Annotated in this window: 15 protein-coding genes; 4 read left to right on the top strand and 11 right to left on the bottom strand. The window is 59.3% G+C overall.

The genetic code is table 11. The annotated features are described in order from the left end of the window. Positions 1–42: 42 nt before the first annotated feature. On the top strand, positions 43–975 hold the full coding sequence (locus KGB07_RS26665; RefSeq protein ID WP_223467085.1) for a lipid A biosynthesis lauroyl acyltransferase: 933 nt from the start codon (positions 43–45) through the stop codon (positions 973–975). A gap of 34 nt (positions 976–1,009) precedes the next feature. Next, positions 1,010–2,182: a patatin-like phospholipase family protein gene (locus tag KGB07_RS26660; protein WP_223467084.1), complete on the top strand. Its 1,173-nt coding sequence runs from the start codon at positions 1,010–1,012 to the stop codon at positions 2,180–2,182. 118 nt (positions 2,183–2,300) lie between these two features. Here the strand turns inward: KGB07_RS26660 and KGB07_RS26655 are convergent, their stop codons facing one another. From KGB07_RS26655 to puuE, 8 genes are all read right to left on the bottom strand, one after another. Continuing rightward, positions 2,301–3,086, bottom strand: a complete 786-nt coding sequence (locus KGB07_RS26655) for an outer membrane protein OmpK (protein WP_046037576.1) — start codon at positions 3,084–3,086, stop codon at positions 2,301–2,303. Between the two features lie 377 nt (positions 3,087–3,463). After that, positions 3,464–4,249, bottom strand: a complete 786-nt coding sequence (locus tag KGB07_RS26650) for an outer membrane protein OmpK (protein ID WP_046037573.1) — start codon at positions 4,247–4,249, stop codon at positions 3,464–3,466. An 87-nt stretch (positions 4,250–4,336) separates the two neighbouring features. Further along, positions 4,337–5,695 (bottom strand): nucleobase:cation symporter-2 family protein, encoded by a 1,359-nt coding sequence (locus KGB07_RS26645; protein ID WP_223467083.1) that lies wholly within the window; start codon positions 5,693–5,695, stop codon positions 4,337–4,339. 164 nt (positions 5,696–5,859) lie between these two features. Continuing rightward, positions 5,860–7,161, bottom strand: a complete 1,302-nt coding sequence (locus KGB07_RS26640; RefSeq protein WP_223467082.1) for a urate hydroxylase PuuD — start codon at positions 7,159–7,161, stop codon at positions 5,860–5,862. Positions 7,162–7,211: 50 nt separating this feature from the next. Beyond that, on the bottom strand, positions 7,212–7,715 hold the full coding sequence (locus KGB07_RS26635) for an ureidoglycolate lyase (protein ID WP_007993087.1): 504 nt from the start codon (positions 7,713–7,715) through the stop codon (positions 7,212–7,214). Between the two features lie 142 nt (positions 7,716–7,857). Then, on the bottom strand, positions 7,858–8,853 hold the full coding sequence (gene alc, locus KGB07_RS26630; protein ID WP_223467081.1) for an allantoicase: 996 nt from the start codon (positions 8,851–8,853) through the stop codon (positions 7,858–7,860). 88 nt (positions 8,854–8,941) lie between these two features. After that, positions 8,942–9,457, bottom strand: a complete 516-nt coding sequence (gene uraD, locus KGB07_RS26625) for a 2-oxo-4-hydroxy-4-carboxy-5-ureidoimidazoline decarboxylase (RefSeq protein WP_223467080.1) — start codon at positions 9,455–9,457, stop codon at positions 8,942–8,944. Then, positions 9,454–10,380 carry an allantoinase PuuE gene (puuE, locus tag KGB07_RS26620; protein ID WP_223467079.1) on the bottom strand — a complete coding sequence of 309 codons (927 nt, stop codon included), beginning with the start codon at positions 10,378–10,380 and terminating at the stop codon, positions 9,454–9,456. Before puuE ends, uraD begins: the two co-directional genes overlap by 4 nt. 434 nt (positions 10,381–10,814) lie before the next feature. On the opposite strand from puuE, the gene uraH reads away from it, so the two are divergent. Further along, positions 10,815–11,168: a hydroxyisourate hydrolase gene (gene uraH, locus KGB07_RS26615; protein WP_007974925.1), complete on the top strand. Its 354-nt coding sequence runs from the start codon at positions 10,815–10,817 to the stop codon at positions 11,166–11,168. Between the two features lie 192 nt (positions 11,169–11,360). Here uraH and KGB07_RS26610 read toward each other — a convergent pair whose 3' ends face one another. The 3 genes from KGB07_RS26610 to KGB07_RS26600 all read right to left on the bottom strand — a co-directional run bounded on the left by KGB07_RS26610 (position 11,361) and on the right by KGB07_RS26600 (position 14,201). Further along, positions 11,361–11,987 (bottom strand): LysE family translocator, encoded by a 627-nt coding sequence (locus KGB07_RS26610; protein ID WP_046037555.1) that lies wholly within the window; start codon positions 11,985–11,987, stop codon positions 11,361–11,363. 72 nt (positions 11,988–12,059) lie between these two features. Next, positions 12,060–13,409: an NCS2 family permease gene (locus tag KGB07_RS26605; RefSeq protein WP_008048392.1), complete on the bottom strand. Its 1,350-nt coding sequence runs from the start codon at positions 13,407–13,409 to the stop codon at positions 12,060–12,062. A 345-nt stretch (positions 13,410–13,754) separates the two neighbouring features. Then, positions 13,755–14,201 (bottom strand): MarR family winged helix-turn-helix transcriptional regulator, encoded by a 447-nt coding sequence (locus tag KGB07_RS26600; RefSeq protein ID WP_046037543.1) that lies wholly within the window; start codon positions 14,199–14,201, stop codon positions 13,755–13,757. An 82-nt stretch (positions 14,202–14,283) separates the two neighbouring features. Between KGB07_RS26600 and KGB07_RS26595 the strand changes: the two genes are divergently transcribed. Next, the gene (locus tag KGB07_RS26595; protein WP_046037541.1) at positions 14,284–15,450 is read left to right on the top strand and encodes a PLP-dependent aminotransferase family protein; all 1,167 of its coding nucleotides are present in this window, start codon (positions 14,284–14,286) and stop codon (positions 15,448–15,450) included. Positions 15,451–15,680 lie beyond the last annotated feature (230 nt).

The following is a 15,680-nucleotide window of genomic DNA, read 5'->3' as shown; positions in this document are numbered from 1 at the left end:
AACGATGTAGAATGCGCGGCCATTGTCATTCCGGAAGCATTAATGGACCGCCCGCGTTTTCGAAAAGCATTTCTATCTCCACGTTTCTGGCCGCTGTGGTGTGGCCTGGGGCTGTTGTGGCTGATCGTCCAGTTGCCGTATCCGGCACTGCTGTGGGTCGGTCGTGTCCTGGGTTCTTTGATGTATCGGGTCGCCGGCGACAGACGGCGCATTGCCAAGCGCAATCTGGAGCTGTGTTTTCCGGAAAAAACCGCCGCCGAACGCAAACGCCTGCTCAAGGAGAACTTCGCCTCCACCGGCATCGCTTTCTTTGAGATGGCGATGAGCTGGTGGTGGTCGCGCAAGCGCCTGGCGAGTCTCGCTCATATCGAAGGGCTGGAGCATTTGCAGCAGGCCCAGCGTGAGGGCAAGGGCGTGATCCTGATGGCCCTGCACTTCACGACGCTGGAAATCGGCGCGGCGTTGCTCGGTCAGCAGCACACCATCGACGGCATGTACCGCGAGCACAAGAATCCGCTGTTCGACTACATCCAGCGCCAGGGCCGCGAGCGGCACAACCTCGATTCGCTGGCGGTGGAACGCGAAGACGTACGCGGCATGCTCAAATTGCTGCGCTCGGGCCGGGCGATCTGGTACGCACCGGATCAGGACTACGGCGCCAAGCAAAGCATCTTCGTGCCGCTGTTCGGCATTCAGGCCGCGACCGTCACCGCCACGAGCAAGTTTGCTCGGCTGGGCAAGGCGTTGGTGGTGCCGTTCACCCAGGAGCGTCTGGCGGACGGCAGCGGCTATCGCCTGGTGATCCATGCGCCGCTCGAAGGCTTCCCCGGCGAAACCGAAGAAGAGGACTGCCTGCGCATCAACCAATGGATCGAAAGCGTTCTGCGCGAGCATCCCGAGCAATACCTGTGGGCCCACCGCCGCTTCAAGAGCCGTCCACCGGGCGAGCCCAAGCTGTACGCCAAGCGCGGTTGAGTAACCGTTTTCCCAAGCACCATGGAGTGTTGCGATGAGTCCAGTTGAACCGGTAACAGGGTTGATTCTTTCCGGTGGCGGGGCTCGGGCGGCCTATCAGGTCGGGGTGCTGGCGGCGATTGCCGAATTGTTGCCGCCGGGGGCACGCAATCCGTTTCCGGTGATCGTCGGCACCTCGGCGGGCGCGATCAACGCCGTCAGCCTCGCCAGCGGTGCGATGGATTTTCGTAACGCCATCGAACGCCTGACGGCCTTCTGGCAGGGCTTTCGCAGTCATCTGGTATTGCGCAGCGACTGGCCCGGGGTGATCCGCCAGGCCAGCCGCTTCGTCAGCCACAGTTTGCTCGGCATCGGCAGGCACATGCCGGTGGCGCTGCTCAACAGTTCTCCGCTGCGGGATCTGCTCAACGACAAGCTGCATATGGGCGGCATCGCCGAAGCGATCGCACAGCAACAGTTGCATGCGGTGGCGGTCACCGCATTCGGTTATGAGTCCGGCCAGGCAGTCACCTTCTATCAGGGCGGCGGCAAGATCGATGCCTGGTTGCGCCATCGACGCATCGGCGTTCCCACCCAACTGTCGGTTGAACATCTACTCGCCAGTTCGGCGATTCCGCTGCTATTTGCCCCGGTGAAAATCGGCGAAGAGTATTTCGGTGATGGCGCGGTGCGTCAGTCGGCGCCGATCAGCCCTGCGTTGCATCTGGGCGCCAGTCGGGTGCTGGTGGTGGGCGTCAGCGGCAACCCCCGTGGAGTCGACCCGCAACAACCCTTGCCGCGCAGCTATACCGGTCAGCAGCCGACCCTGGCGCAGATCGGTGGGCACATGCTCAACAGTACGTTCATTGACAGCCTGGAAAGCGACATCGAGTTGTTGCAGCGCCTGAACCAGTTCAGTCACCTGATGCCCGACGGTACACCCATCCGTGCTTTGGGCGTGGCGCCGGTGGACGTATTGGTGATTTCACCGAGCCAGCCGATCGACGAGATTGCCGCGCGCCATCGCCAGGAATTGCCGGCGGCATTGCGCCTGTTTCTGCGCGGGCCGGGTGCGACCAAGACCAGCGGGGCGGGGGTGCTGAGTTATCTGCTGTTCGAGGCGGGGTATTGCAGCGAATTGATCGAACTGGGGCGACGGGATGCGTTGGCCAAGCGCGGGGAGTTGAGCCGGTTTCTGGGGTTGGCAGAGCCTGTGCTTTCGGTTTGAGACTTGTGGTGAGGCTTTCGCGAGCAGGCTCGCTCCCACAGGGATTTTCGTCGTATACAAAGTTTGTGTTCGACAAGATTCCACTGTGGGAGCGAGCCTGCTCGCGAAGCTTCTTAAATCAGAAGTGAACCTTGACCAGGAAGCTGGTCACGCTCTGATCGGTCTTGAAGCCCTGGCTGTCTTCGATACCGTACTTGTTTTTCCAGTAGTCATACTCGACACCGACGTACAGCTGCTTGGCACCCAGATTCAACGCCTTGCCCAGGTCGTATTTGACCTGCGGATTGAAGTGCAGGTTGGCGTGGTATTCGCCTTTTTTGTTCACGTCGTTGTCGACGACCCAGTCCATGAAGCCGTCGATCAGCACGTCCGAGCCGCCCACCGGGATGGTGTAGGACCAGACTGGCGTGACCTGCCAGATGTTGTCGCCCGGGCGGTCGCCTTCGGTGTGGCGGTTGTAGAAGTTCAACTGGAAGTAGTCGAAGCCCGGGATGGCTAGGTCAAAACCAGGGCCGATCAGGTAGGACTCGGTATCGTCTTCACCGAACTCGTAGGTCATGGCCAGCAGGACGTCCTTGATCGGGCCGAACTCGAACTTCTGGTCGAAGATCTTGTTGAACGACAGGCGCGGACTGAGCTCGCCGTAGTGGCTGTTCTTGCCCGCGAAGGCGTCTTCCTTGCCGTTGTAGAAGATCTTGTCGATGAAAAAGAAGTTGTCGCCGTATTTCCAACCGTCGGCGTGTTCAAAGGTCACCGTCTGCTGGATGCGCGGGTTGACCTGGAAGTCCTTGCCATAGAGGTAGCTCAGGCTGTTGTTCTGCCATTGCAGCAAGTCGCCGGCCATGGCCTGACCCCCCGCCAGCAATGATCCCGCCAGCATCAGGCTAGTGCACGTACGTTTCATTCGGTTGCTCCCAAAAAGTAGGTGGTTCCACGTTGTTTTTTTAAAGTCGGCGCTCTGGTGTGGCGCCTGTTTCTGTAGCGGTAAAAAATCATCCATTCGGTCAGCTTTAGTGCTGTTAGCAAGAGCTGAGCCAAGGCTTTCAAAAAGCAAAAAAACTCCCGTTCGGCGGCTCAAGAGCGGTCGATTGAGAGGGGTTTTGGAGTGCCTTGGTGCCTGCCAGTGCCGGGATAAGTTGGCTTTCTGGTCAGGTTTTACATCCGGGCTTTTTTTTAAACCGGATTCGGGCGGCCGCGGAGAATACTGACTCCTCGGCCAGGTCTCAAGTGCTCCGCAACGGCGCACCGACGACAGGTTTGAGGCACGGTTGCGGGGCAGCATTAGAAGTGCACCTTTACCAGCAGGCTGGCGGTGTTTTCATTGGTATTGAAACGGGAGCTGTCCTGGACGCCGTATTTGTCCTTCCAGTAGCTGTATTCGGTGCCGACATACACCTGTTTCTCGCGCCAGCCCAGGGCTTTGCCCAGGTCGTATTTGATCTGCGGGTTGAAGTGCAGGTTGGCGTGATAGGTGCCGCGGGCGTTCTGGTCGTTATCCACCACCCAGTCGATGTAGCCGTCGATCAACAGGTTCGAGTTGCCCAGTGGCAGGGTGTAGGACCAGGCCGGACTGATTTGCCAGACATCATCGCCAGGGCGCGAACCTTCGGTCTGGCGGTAATAGAAGTTCAGGGTGAAAAAGTTGAAGCCCGGTACCGCGAGGTCGAAACCGGGGCCAATCAGGTAGGCCTCGGTGTCGTCTTCGCCGTTCTCGTAGGTCATGGCCAGCAGCACGTCCTTGATCGGGCCGAATTCGAAACGGCGGTCGAGGATTTTGCCGAAGGAGAGGCGTGGGCTGAATTCGCCGTAATAGGCGTGAGCCCCTTTGTTGCGGTCTTGCTCGCCGTTGTACCAGGTGCTGTCGATGAACATGAAGTTGTCGCCGTACTTCCAGCGGTCGGCGTGTTCGAAGGTGATCGTCTGCTGGATCGCCGGGTTGATCGCGAAGTTCTTGCCGTACAGGTAGCTCAGGCTGTTGGTCTGCCACAGCAGTAGATCGCCGGCCATGGCTTGACTCGCGGCCAGCAGGCCACCACTCAACAACACGTTGGTTTGTGTCCGAATCATCTGTTGCTCCCTCTTGTTTTTATTTTTGAGGCGCAGGTTGTGGCCAGGGGGCTGGCCACAGGCAGGCCCCCTTGGTTATCCGTCAGATCAATGAGTGTGAGCGTGGCAGTCGTTAATGGCCGCGCGTTCGGCGCCACCAAGGATGTTGAACAGCAGGTTCAGCGTCAGCGCGCTGAGGGTGGCCATGGCGATGCCACTGTGGGTGATCGGGCTCATCCACACGGGCAGGTGGGCGAAAAACTCCGGGCGTACAACCGGGATCAGGCCCATGCCGATGCTCACCGCCACCAGCAACTGGTTGCGACGGTCACCGATGTCGGCTTCCTGGAGAATTTTGATCCCGGTGGCGGCGACCATGCCGAACATCGCAATCGCTGCGCCGCCCAGTACTGCCGGAGGAATCGACGCCACCAAAAACGCGGCTTTGGGCAGCAGGCTCAGGACGATCAGTAATCCACCGGCAACGATGGTTACCGAACGGCAGCGCACGCCGGTCATCTGCACCAGGCCGATGTTCTGGGCGAAGGAGGAATGGGTGAAGGTGTTGAAGAAACCGGCGAAGAACGAGGCGCCGGCATCGCACAGCAAACCGCGACGCAGCATCCGTGGGCAGACTTCCTGGCCGGTGATCTTGCCCAGCGCCAGAAACATCCCGGTGGACTCGACGAAAATGATCACCACCACCAGGCACATCGACAGGATCGGCGCGAGTTCGAATTTCGGCATGCCGAAGTGCAGCGGCGTGACGAATTGCAGCCATGGCGCCTGAGCCATGCCACTGAGGTCGACCATGCCGAGCAGGCCGCAGAGTACATAGCCCAGGCACATGCCGATCAGCACGGAAATATTGACCCAGAAGCCGCGCATGAAGCGGTGCACCAGCAAGATGGTGCCCAGTACCAGTGCGGCGATGGTCAGGTAGATCGGTGAACCGAATTGAGCGGCGCTGGTACCGCCACCGGCCCAGTTGACGGCCACGGGGAACAGCGACAAACCGATCGAGGTGATGACCGTACCGGTCACCAGCGGCGGGAAGAAGCGCACGACCTTGGACATGAACGGGGCGATGATCATGCCAAAGAACCCGGCGGCAATGGTCGCGCCGAAGATCCCTTGCAGGCCGATACCGGGCATGCCGGCCATGGCGACCATGCTGCCGACGGCGGCGAAACTGGCGCCCATCATCACCGGCATGCGAATGCCCATGGGGCCGATGCCGAGGGACTGGACGATGGTGGCGATACCCGCAACCAGCAGGTCGGCGTTGATCAGGAAGGCGATTTCTTCACGACTCAGGCCAGCGGCCTGTCCGATGATCAGCGGTACCGCGATGGCACCACCGTACATCAGCAGAACATGTTGCAAACCGACCAGGATCAGTTGCAAGAGGGGCAAACGCTGAATGGCGGGTGCGTCGGGGATGCGCGCTTCGGATAGCTCGGACATGCAACACCTCGGATCTTTTTATTCTTGTGATTTACAGCTGCAGTGCTACTGGCAGCTGTATTCGAATCAGGTGGGCCGCTTTGCGGCCATTCGCGGGCAAGCCCGCTCCCACACAGGCCATGCAAAACCTGTGGGAGCGAGCCTGCTTGCGAAGCTTTTAACGATTAATTGGTCTGGGCTCCCTGCACAATCCAGGCACCGATCAGGTCACGTTCCTGCTGGGTCATCTGCGTGATATTGCCCAGTGGCATGATCTGGCTGGTGACGGCTTGCGCCTGAATCCGCGGTGCGTTCTGGCGGATCTGCTCGGGGGTGTCAAACATCACACCGGCAGGGGCCGCACTGAACAGCGGGCTGGTCGGCTTGGCCGAGTGGCAAACCGCGCAACGTTCCTGAATCACGCTGTGCACTTTGTCAAAGCCAGGGCCGGCGTTGGACGCTTGCGCCGGTGCGGCGGCAGGCGTTTCTGCTGGTTTGGCTTCAGCCGGTTTCAAACCACCGCCCACTGCTGTTTCCGGCAGCGGCTGGTATTCGATCTTGGCGGGTGCCTTGGCCACTTCCGGGCTGTTCAACGGCGCAGGGCCGGTGACGTAAGCCAGGCTGATCATGCCGACGGCTGCCACAGGCAGGGTCCAGGCAAACTTGTGGCTGTCGTGACGGGTGTTGAAGTAGTGACGCACCAACACTGCCAGTACCGCGATCCCGGCCAGGATCAACCAGTTGTACTGGCTGCCGTAGGTGCTCGGGAAGTGGTTGCTGATCATGATGAACAGCACTGGCAAGGTGAAGTAGTTGTTGTGACGTGAACGCAGCAGGCCTTTGGCCGGCAATGCCGGATCGGGCGTGCGGTTCTCGGCAATCGCCGCTACCAGTGCGCGTTGCGCCGGCATGATGATGCGGAACACGTTGCCGACCATGATGGTGCCGATGATCGCGCCGACGTGCAGGTACGCACCCCGACCGCTGAACACTTTGCTGAAGCCGTAGGCCGCGCCGATGATCAGGACGAACAGGATGAAACCTAGCAGGGCAGGGCGTTTGCCCAGGGCCGAGTCGCACAGGAAGGAGTAGATGAACCAGCCGATGAACAGCGAACCGAGACCGATGGCCACGCCTTCAGGACCGCTCAGGGAACTGCCCGGAGCCAGCAGGTAGAGCGTCGGGTTGGAGTAGAACACCACGCACAGCAGCGCGATACCCGACATCCACGTGAAGTAGGCTTCCCATTTGAACCAGTGCAGGTTGTCCGGCATGGTCGGTGGAGCCAGTTTGTATTTTTCCAGGTGGTAGATACCGCCACCGTGGATTGCCCACAAATCGCCAGCCAGACCGTTTTTCGGGTTGACCCGATTGAGGTTGTTTTCCAGCCATACGAAATAGAACGACGCACCGATCCAGGCCACGCCAGTAATCATGTGAACCCAGCGCACGCTCAGGTTCAGCCATTCCAACAGATGTGCTTCCACAGTCTTTACCTCTCGCCTGTCACTCTGTTGTCGAGTGATCAGACCTTCTCTTATTGGTGGGGGGCGAGGATCAAACGCTCATCCTCTTTGAAAAAATGCTCATCGCAGTTATTGCCTGTGCCACTGCGATCAACCACCAGGAAGTCATCCCGCTTTTCGATCGTCAGCACCGGGTGGTGCCAAACGCCGCGATGGTAATTAATGCCCTGCCTGCCGTTGGTGACGAAGGCGCGGACCAAGCCTGATACAGGTTCATCGCCAAGTGGCGCGACCACGATCAGAAAGGGGTTGCCGAGCAGCGGAATGAAAGCCTGGCTGCCCAGCGGATGGCGCTCCAGCATGCTGACGGTCAGCGGCATGTCCTGCGCGTCGGCGCGGAAGATGCTGATGATCGCGTTGTCCTCTGGCTTTGCGGTTTCGACCACAGCCAGTTTATGGAAGCGCATGGTCGAACCGTTGTTGATCATGAAGTGATCGCTGCCGTCGGTTTCGATCACGTCACCGAAAGGGGCGAAGGCTTCTTTGGTCAGCGGTTCAATCGTTAATGTGCGCATGCTGTTCTTATCCGAATTCTGTGTTGTTGGTACTACAGTTGTGGCGAGGGAGCTTGCTCCCGCTGGACTGCGCAGCAGTCCCGTTCTTTGGGGCCGCTTCGCGACCCAGCGGGAGCAAGCTCCCTCGCCACAGGTTCAGCGCTTACTTAGCGACCTTGCCCAGTACACGCAGGCGGCTCACACCACCATCCGGGAACACGTTCAGGCGGATGTGGGTGATCGGGCCCAGTGCCTTGATCTGCTCGGCGAAGGTGTGTTCGGCGTGCATTTCCAGCTTCTGGCTTGGCAGCAGTTCGCGCCAGAACAGCGATTGGGTTTCGATCTGGCTGTCGGTACCGCCCTTCACGAAGGCGCCCTGGATCGAGCAGCTGTCCGGGTAGTTACCCTTGAAGTGCAGGGTGTCGACGATGACTTTCTCGACTTCGCCGGCATGACCCAGCGCGACGATGACCCAGTCATTGCCCGGGGTACGACGACGTGCGGTTTCCCAGCCATCGCCCATGTTGATGCCACGGCCCGGGTTGAGGATGTTGCTCATGCGACCGAAGTGTTCATCGGAGCAGGCGAGGGCGCGGCCACCATTGAGGGCAGCGGCCAGGTCGACTTGCTCGTTGTCGCCAGTAGCCGACCAGTCACGGAACGGTACGCCGTACACGCGCAGACGGGCCACACCGCCATCCGGGTAGATGTTGAAGCGCAGGTGGCTGAAGGCCTGGTCGTTGCTGATTTCGTGGAAGTGGTGGCTGTTGCCTTGCAACTCGACGGCGGACAGTACTTCAACCCACTGGGTGTTTTCGTTCGGCTCGCCTTCGGCCAGGAAGCAGGCTTCCAGGGACGCCGACGGCGGGAAGTTGCCGGTGAAGAATGAAGTGTCGATGTCGACGCCCTTGATCGAACCCGGTACGCCCAGGCGGATCACAGCGCTGTCGAAGCCTTCGAAGCGCTTGCGGCGCGATTCCCAGCCGTCCATCCACTTGCCGTTGTCATCGAACACGCCCTCCTTCCATACGGCCGGGGTCGGCTGGAACAGACGGTTGGCGTCTGCGAACCAGTCATCGGTGACCGAGATGATTTTGGTGCCCAGGCGGGCATCGGCCAGGTTGACGAACTTCTCGAAAGGTACGGCGTAAGCTTTCATTCTTCTTGTCTGCCTTTAAATAAGTGGCTTGGGATGCTTGCAGGGCCCTAGGTGTTTTCTGCGTTTAAGAACACTCGGGCCAGGCTTGCTATAGGGTCAGTAATCGGAACAGGGCGATCTTGTTGATCTCCGCCAGCGCGCATTTGAATTCGGTATCGACTGGGTTGTGGATGCGCGTTTCGAACGCTGCGAGGATCTGATGCCGGTTGCTGCCTTTTACCGCCATGATGAAGGGAAACTTGAACTTGGCCTTGTAGGCGTCGTTCAGCTCGGTGAAGCGCTGGAACTCTTCGGCCGTGCATTGGTGAATACCCGCGCCAGACTGTTCTTCAGTGCTGGCCGCGGTAAGCTGGCCCTGGACGGCCGCACGGCCTGCCAGGTCCGGGTGAGCGTTGATCAGTGCAAGCTGGCTTGCATGATCGGCGCTCAACAGGATGTCGCTCATGCGCTGGTGCAAGGTCTCGATCTGGTCGATCGAAGCGTCCTGGCCCAGGTCGAAGGCCTTCTCGGCTACCCATGGCGAATGTTCGTAGATGTCGGCGAAAGCGGCGACGAAGGCGTCGCGGCCGAGGGCCGAAGGTTTGACGGTTTGAAAGGTGCTCATTTGCCAGCCCCTGTGTACGGGTGGGTTTCTTGCCAGTGACGCGCGATGTCGACGCGACGGCTGAACCACACCTGTTCATGACTTTTAGCGTATTCGATAAAGCGCTTGAGCGACGCCAGACGCGCCGGACGGCCGATCAGACGGCAGTGCAGGCCGATTGACAGCATTTTCGGTGCCTCGGCGCCTTCGGCGTAGAGCACATCGAACGCGTCTTTCAGGTATTCGAAGAAGTCGTCGCCCTTGTTGAAGCCCTGGACCTGAGTGAAGCGCATGTCGTTGGTGTCCAGGGTGTACGGGATCACCAGGTGCGGCTTGCCGGTCGGGTTGTTCGGTTCCCAGTAGGGCAGGTCGTCGTCGTAAGTGTCGCAGTCGTAGAGGAAACCACCTTCTTCCATCACCAGGCGACGGGTGTTCGGGCCGGTGCGGCCGGTGTACCAGCCCAGCGGGCGTTCGCCTGTGATTTCGGTGAGGATGCGGATCGCTTCGAGCATGTGCTCGCGTTCCTGGGTTTCATCCATGTACTGGTAGTCGATCCAGCGATAGCCGTGGCTGCAGATCTCGTGGCCGGCATCGACCATGGCGCGGATCACGTCCGGGTGACGCTGGGCGGCCATGGCCACGGCGAAGATGGTCAGCGGGATGTCGAATTCCTTGAACAGTTTCAGGATCCGCCACACGCCGGCACGGCTGCCATACTCGTAGAGGGATTCCATGCTCATGTTGCGCGCGCCTTGCAGCGGCTGGGCAGAAACCATTTCCGAGAGGAACGCTTCGGATTCTTTGTCGCCGTGCAGGATGTTGCGTTCGCCGCCTTCTTCGTAATTGAGTACGAACGACAGGGCGATTCGGGCATTGCCCGGCCAGTGTGGGTGAGGAGGGTTACTGCCGTAACCGACCAGGTCGCGTGGGTAGTCAGCGCTCACTGCAGGCTTCCTTCTTATTCGATGATGACGGTTGGTGTGACGCAGCTGAAAATTGGATGGCAGGCTTGCGTCACAGCGATGGGCTGATTGTATACAACTTTATATTCACTTTGTAAGCCTGATTTTTCGCATTTTTCACCGACTGTCATCTTTTACTGCTATTGGCGTGAGCCTGCAAGAAATCTGCCTGACTGGTCAATTATTGATTGAGGGGCTCATAGGTTGTGCGGTTCGGCGGGAAATCGACGGTAAATATGCAGATGGCAGGGGTAATGCGAAAAATGTCGTTTTTATTGTGTACAATTTTTTTGAAAAGTGTCTTAATCGGTCGCTCGCCGCAGCTTTTCGTGCTCCGAATCGGTGCGGTCTCCTTTTCAACTGACTTCGGGAGGCGCGAAGTCTGACTGCTCCACGCAGGCAGGCGCGCAGAATCAATGGGACGTTTGACTACACACGTTTTGGACGCAGCACACGGTTGCCCGGGCAGCTCGATCAAGGTCGAGTTGTACCGCGTTGAAGGTTCGCACCTGGAATTGGTCGCCAGCGCGATAACCAACAGCGATGGCCGTGTCGATGCACCGCTGCTGCAAGGCGATGACTACCGCACTGGGGTCTATCAGGTTCAGTTTCATGCCGGCGATTACTACCGCGCCCGTGGCGTCAAGCTGCCGGAGCCGGCCTTCCTGGATGTCGTGGTGCTGCGTTTTGGCATCTCCGCCGAGCAGGATCACTACCATGTGCCGTTGTTGATTTCGCCTTACAGCTACTCCACCTATCGCGGCAGCTGATCCCCCAAACAGCAGCTGCACCCTGGAAGCGACTGCGCATATAGCTTCTTTGGTCTTTCGCCCGCTCACACTGCGGGCTTTTTTTCGTCTGGAGAAATGTGGCGCCTGTGCCGACGCCATCGCGAGCAGGCTCACTCCTACAGGAGTGCGCGTTCCAATGTAGGAGTGAGCCTGCTCGCGATGCTTTTGCTTTTAGCGGCTCAGCAGGGACGCTGCACCCGCGCCACTGAACAACCCTGCACTGATCCGGTTAAACCAGCTCTGGCCCTTGCCGCTGCGCAGATACCGCGCCGCACCATGGGCGCCGAGGCCATAGGCCAATTTGCACAGCAGGTCGAGCACGGTCCAGGTCGCGATCATCACCAGAAGTTGTGGCAGGAACGGCTGTTCGGCACTCAGGAACTGCGGCAGGAAAGCGGCGAAGAACAGGATGTCCTTCGGGTTGCTGGCGCCCAGCATGAACGCACGCCCGAACAGTGCACGAAAGCGAGGCACCGGAGCGGCTTGTGGCACTTCAGCGCCATGGGAAGGCAGGCGCGATTGCTGCCAGCTCTGCCAGGCGAGGTAGAACAGGTAAAGGGCGCCAAGAATCTTCAGGGCGCTGAACAGCTGTTCCGACGCCAGCAACAACGCACCCAGGCCCAGTGCCGAAGCACTCAGCAGGCAGATCGATGCGGACACTCCGCCGAGGAAGGCCGGGTAAGAGCGGCGCAGGCCGTAATTCAGACTGTTGCTGATCATCAGCAACGACAGCGGCCCCGGGATCAGGATCACTATCAGCGCAGCGCCGCTGAACAGCAGCCAGGTTTCCAGACTCATCACTTTCCTCCATTTGCACAAAAGCCCCACCCGACGGGGTGAGGCTGTTTTCAAGCAGGTCCCGCGTAAGGCTTACAGGAAGATGAACTTGGCGATGAAGATCGCGCAGAGCACCCACAGGCTCACGGAAATTTCCTTGTACTTGCCAGTACCGGCCTTCAGCGCCACGTAGGTGATGAAGCCCAACGCGATGCCGTCAGCGACCGAGAAGGTCAGCGGCATCATGATTGCGGTGACAATCGCCGGGATGCTGTCGGTCGCTTCGTCCCATTCGATGTGGGCCATGCCGCCCATCATCAGCATCGCTACATAAATCAGTGCACCTGCGGTTGCATAGGCAGGAATCATCCCGGCCAGCGGTGCAAAGAACATGGCTGCAATAAATAGCACACCTACGGTCACTGCGGTAAGACCAGTCCGACCACCCGCTGCAACACCGGCAGCACTTTCCACGTAGCTGGTGACTGGCGGAACGCCGACGACCGCACCGAATACGCTGGAAGCACTGTCGGCTTTCATGGCGCGGGAGAGGTTTTCGATGCGGCCGTCAGCACCGACCAGGTTGGCGCGCTGGGCAACACCCATCAAGGTACCGGCGGTGTCGAACATATGTACGAAGAGGAACGCCAGCACCACGCTGATCATGCTGACGTTGAACACGCCGGCGACGTTCATGGCCATGAAGGTAGGGGCGAGGCTCGGTGGAGCCGACATGATGCCCTCGTAGTGCACCAGGCCCAGACCCCAGCCAGCGAGAGTCACGGTGATGATGCTGATGAGGATCGCGCCGAACACCTTGTGATAGCTGAGGATGGAGATCATCAGGAAGCACACGGCGGCGAGCAGCGGGCCGGGTTCGCGCAGGGAGCCGAGCTTGATCAGGGTCGCCGGGCTATCGACGACGATACCCGCGGTTTTCAGGCCGATCAGCCCCAGGAACAGACCCACGCCGGCGCCCATGGCGAAGCGCAGGCTGACCGGGATGCTGTTGAGCAGCCATTCGCGGATCCGCGAGAAGGTCAGGATCATGAACAACACACCGGACACAAACACCGCGCCGAGGGCGGTTTCCCAGTTGTAGCCCATGGTGCCGACCACGGTGTAGGTGAAGAAGGCGTTCAGCCCCATGCCTGGCGCCAGGCCGACTGGCCAGTTGGCATACAGGCCCATCAACAGGCAACCGAGTGCCGCGGCGATGCAGGTGGCGACGAATGCCGCACCGTGATCGATCCCGGCGTCGGCCATGATGTTGGGGTTGACGAAAATGATGTAAGCCATGGTGATGAAGGTTGTCAGACCGGCAATCAGCTCGGTCTTCACCGTGGTGCCGTGCAAGCTGAGTTTAAACAGACGTTCCAGCAAGCCATTGCGTAATGGCGGCGAGAGATCCAGCGTCGATGCTTCGGATTTGCGGCTTTCCACAGCGAATACTCCTCAAGAGTTTTATTGTTATTTCCAGGGCAGGACCCATGAGGGTGGCAGCGGCCCTTTGAGGTACTTGCGAATTTGTTGACCGCTTGGTCAGGAACTCGCACGAAGTGGATTATGCTTTTGTATACAAAGAAAGCAAATAATGTTTTTGATTTTGTTTACGAAAAGTTTGGCTTTAGAGATATATCGCCTGTTCCGACGCCTTCGCGAGCAAGCCCGCTCCCACAGGAAGCGGCGGATCTGCGCATATTTTTTGACCGAATCGAAACCTGTGGGAGCGGGCTTGCTCGCGAAGAGGCCGGATCAGTCAGCATCAAAATCAGCAGGCAGAATGATTCAATCGGTATGCGCCTGGCTTTCCCCCAACGCCAGATTCACCGCCAGCCACCCATTCACCGCCGTCTCCCCGGCCTCGGCAAACACCCGCTCCAGCAATTTCACCTGCTCGCGCCGCAGCATCTGTTCAAACCGCGCACCTTCGGCGGTCAACTCCAGCAGGCGCTTACGCTTGTCGGTTTCGGACGCGACGCTGTCGACCAGATGCATCTCCAACAATTGCCGCAGCGGCATGTTCAGCGCCTGCTTGCTCACACCGAGCAACGCCAGCAGTTCCTTTACGCTCAGGTTCGGATAGCGGGCGATGAAAAACACGATGCGCTGATGCACCCGACTCAGGCCTCGACGTTCGAGCATTTCATCGGCCTTGGCGGTGAAGGCCTGGTAGCCGAAGAAAAACGCTTCCATGGCCTGCTGCTGGGAAAGCGGGTTTTTAAGGTCAAGCATATTGACGTATCCGTTCGGGGAGGCGTAATTTCGGTCAACAAGTTTGACTCATTTTCCACATGCCTCGCTACCGGTGATCCCCATGGCTTTTTCCGAACGTGTCTCACGCCTTAAAAGCTCTTTGATCCGTGAAATCCTCGCCGCGGCCCAGCGCCCGCAGATGATGTCGTTTGCCGGCGGCCTGCCGGCCGAAGCCATGCTGCCAAAAGTCGATTGGGCCGAGATGCCGGTTTCCATGGGCCAATACGGCATGAGCGAAGGCGAACCGGCGCTGCGTGAAGCACTGGCCGCCGAGGCGCGAGCGTTGGGAGTGGCGTGTGAGGCAAGCCAAGTGCTGGTGGTCAGCGGCTCACAGCAGACCCTCGACCTGGCAGCCAAGCTGTACATCGACAAGGGCACCGAAGTCCTGCTAGAAGCGCCGACTTATCTGGCGGCATTGCAGATTTTCCAGCTGTTCGGCGCCGATTGCCTGACCGTGCCGCTGGAGGCTGACGGCCCGAACCTGACGGAGCTACGCGCTCGTCTGGAGCAACACCGTCCGGCCTTCATCTACCTGATCCCGACCTTCCAGAATCCATCGGCGGTGCGTTACAGCGAAGCCAAACGCGACGCGGTGGCGGCGTTGCTCGATGAGTTCGGTGTGACACTGATTGAAGACGAGCCTTACCGCGAACTGACCTTCGACGGTGGCAGCGCCACGCCGATTGTCAGCCGCTTGAAGAAGGCCAGTTGGATCTATACCGGGACCGTGTCGAAAACCCTGCTGCCGGGTTTGCGTGTCGGCTACCTGATTGCCAGTCCGGACCTGTTTCCCCATCTGTTGAAACTCAAGCAATCGGCGGATTTGCACACCAATCGTGTCGGTCAATGGCAGGCACTGCAATGGATCGGCACCGAGAAATATCAGCAGCACCGTAGTGAGTTGCGCGATTTTTATCGGGGGCGCCGGGATGCGTTCCAGGCTGCGCTGGAAATTCACTTCTCGGATCTGGCGGACTGGAACGTGCCGCAGGGCGGGCTGTTTTTCTGGTTGAAACTCAAGCAGCCGCAGGACACCCGCACCTTGCTCAATGCCGCTTTGGCCAACGACGTGGCGTTCATGCCGGGCGAACCGTTCTTCCCCGAGCCGGATAACCATCCAGGGTATCTGCGGTTGAACTTCAGCCACATTGATCCGGCGCGGCTGGATGAAGGGCTCAAACGGTTGGCGGCGGTGGTGCGACAGGCACAGGCGGCGCAAGCAGCCTGAAAACAAATAAACCGGCGCATGGGCCTAATGCCGATCAGTTAAGCCTCATTGCTTGACCTTTGGCCGCAAGAAATCAAAATCCGATGCCTGAATAGGCATCGGATTTTTTATGCGTCTGGCTCGGGCACTGGAACTGACCCACAACTTCGTCTCGACTCCCAATTCCCTCGAGGGATTGGACTCGTTGCTTGATCCATCGCTGGTCGAACAGGCCTTGGAACAAGCCGGTG

Origin of the sequence: Pseudomonas sp. GL-RE-26, assembly GCF_019956275.1 — a bacterium.
GTDB classification, from domain to species: Bacteria; Pseudomonadota; Gammaproteobacteria; order Pseudomonadales; family Pseudomonadaceae; genus Aquipseudomonas; species Aquipseudomonas grandcourensis.
The sequence above is the reverse complement of the archived record's forward strand: the minus strand, read 5'-3'. Positions and strand labels throughout refer to the sequence as shown.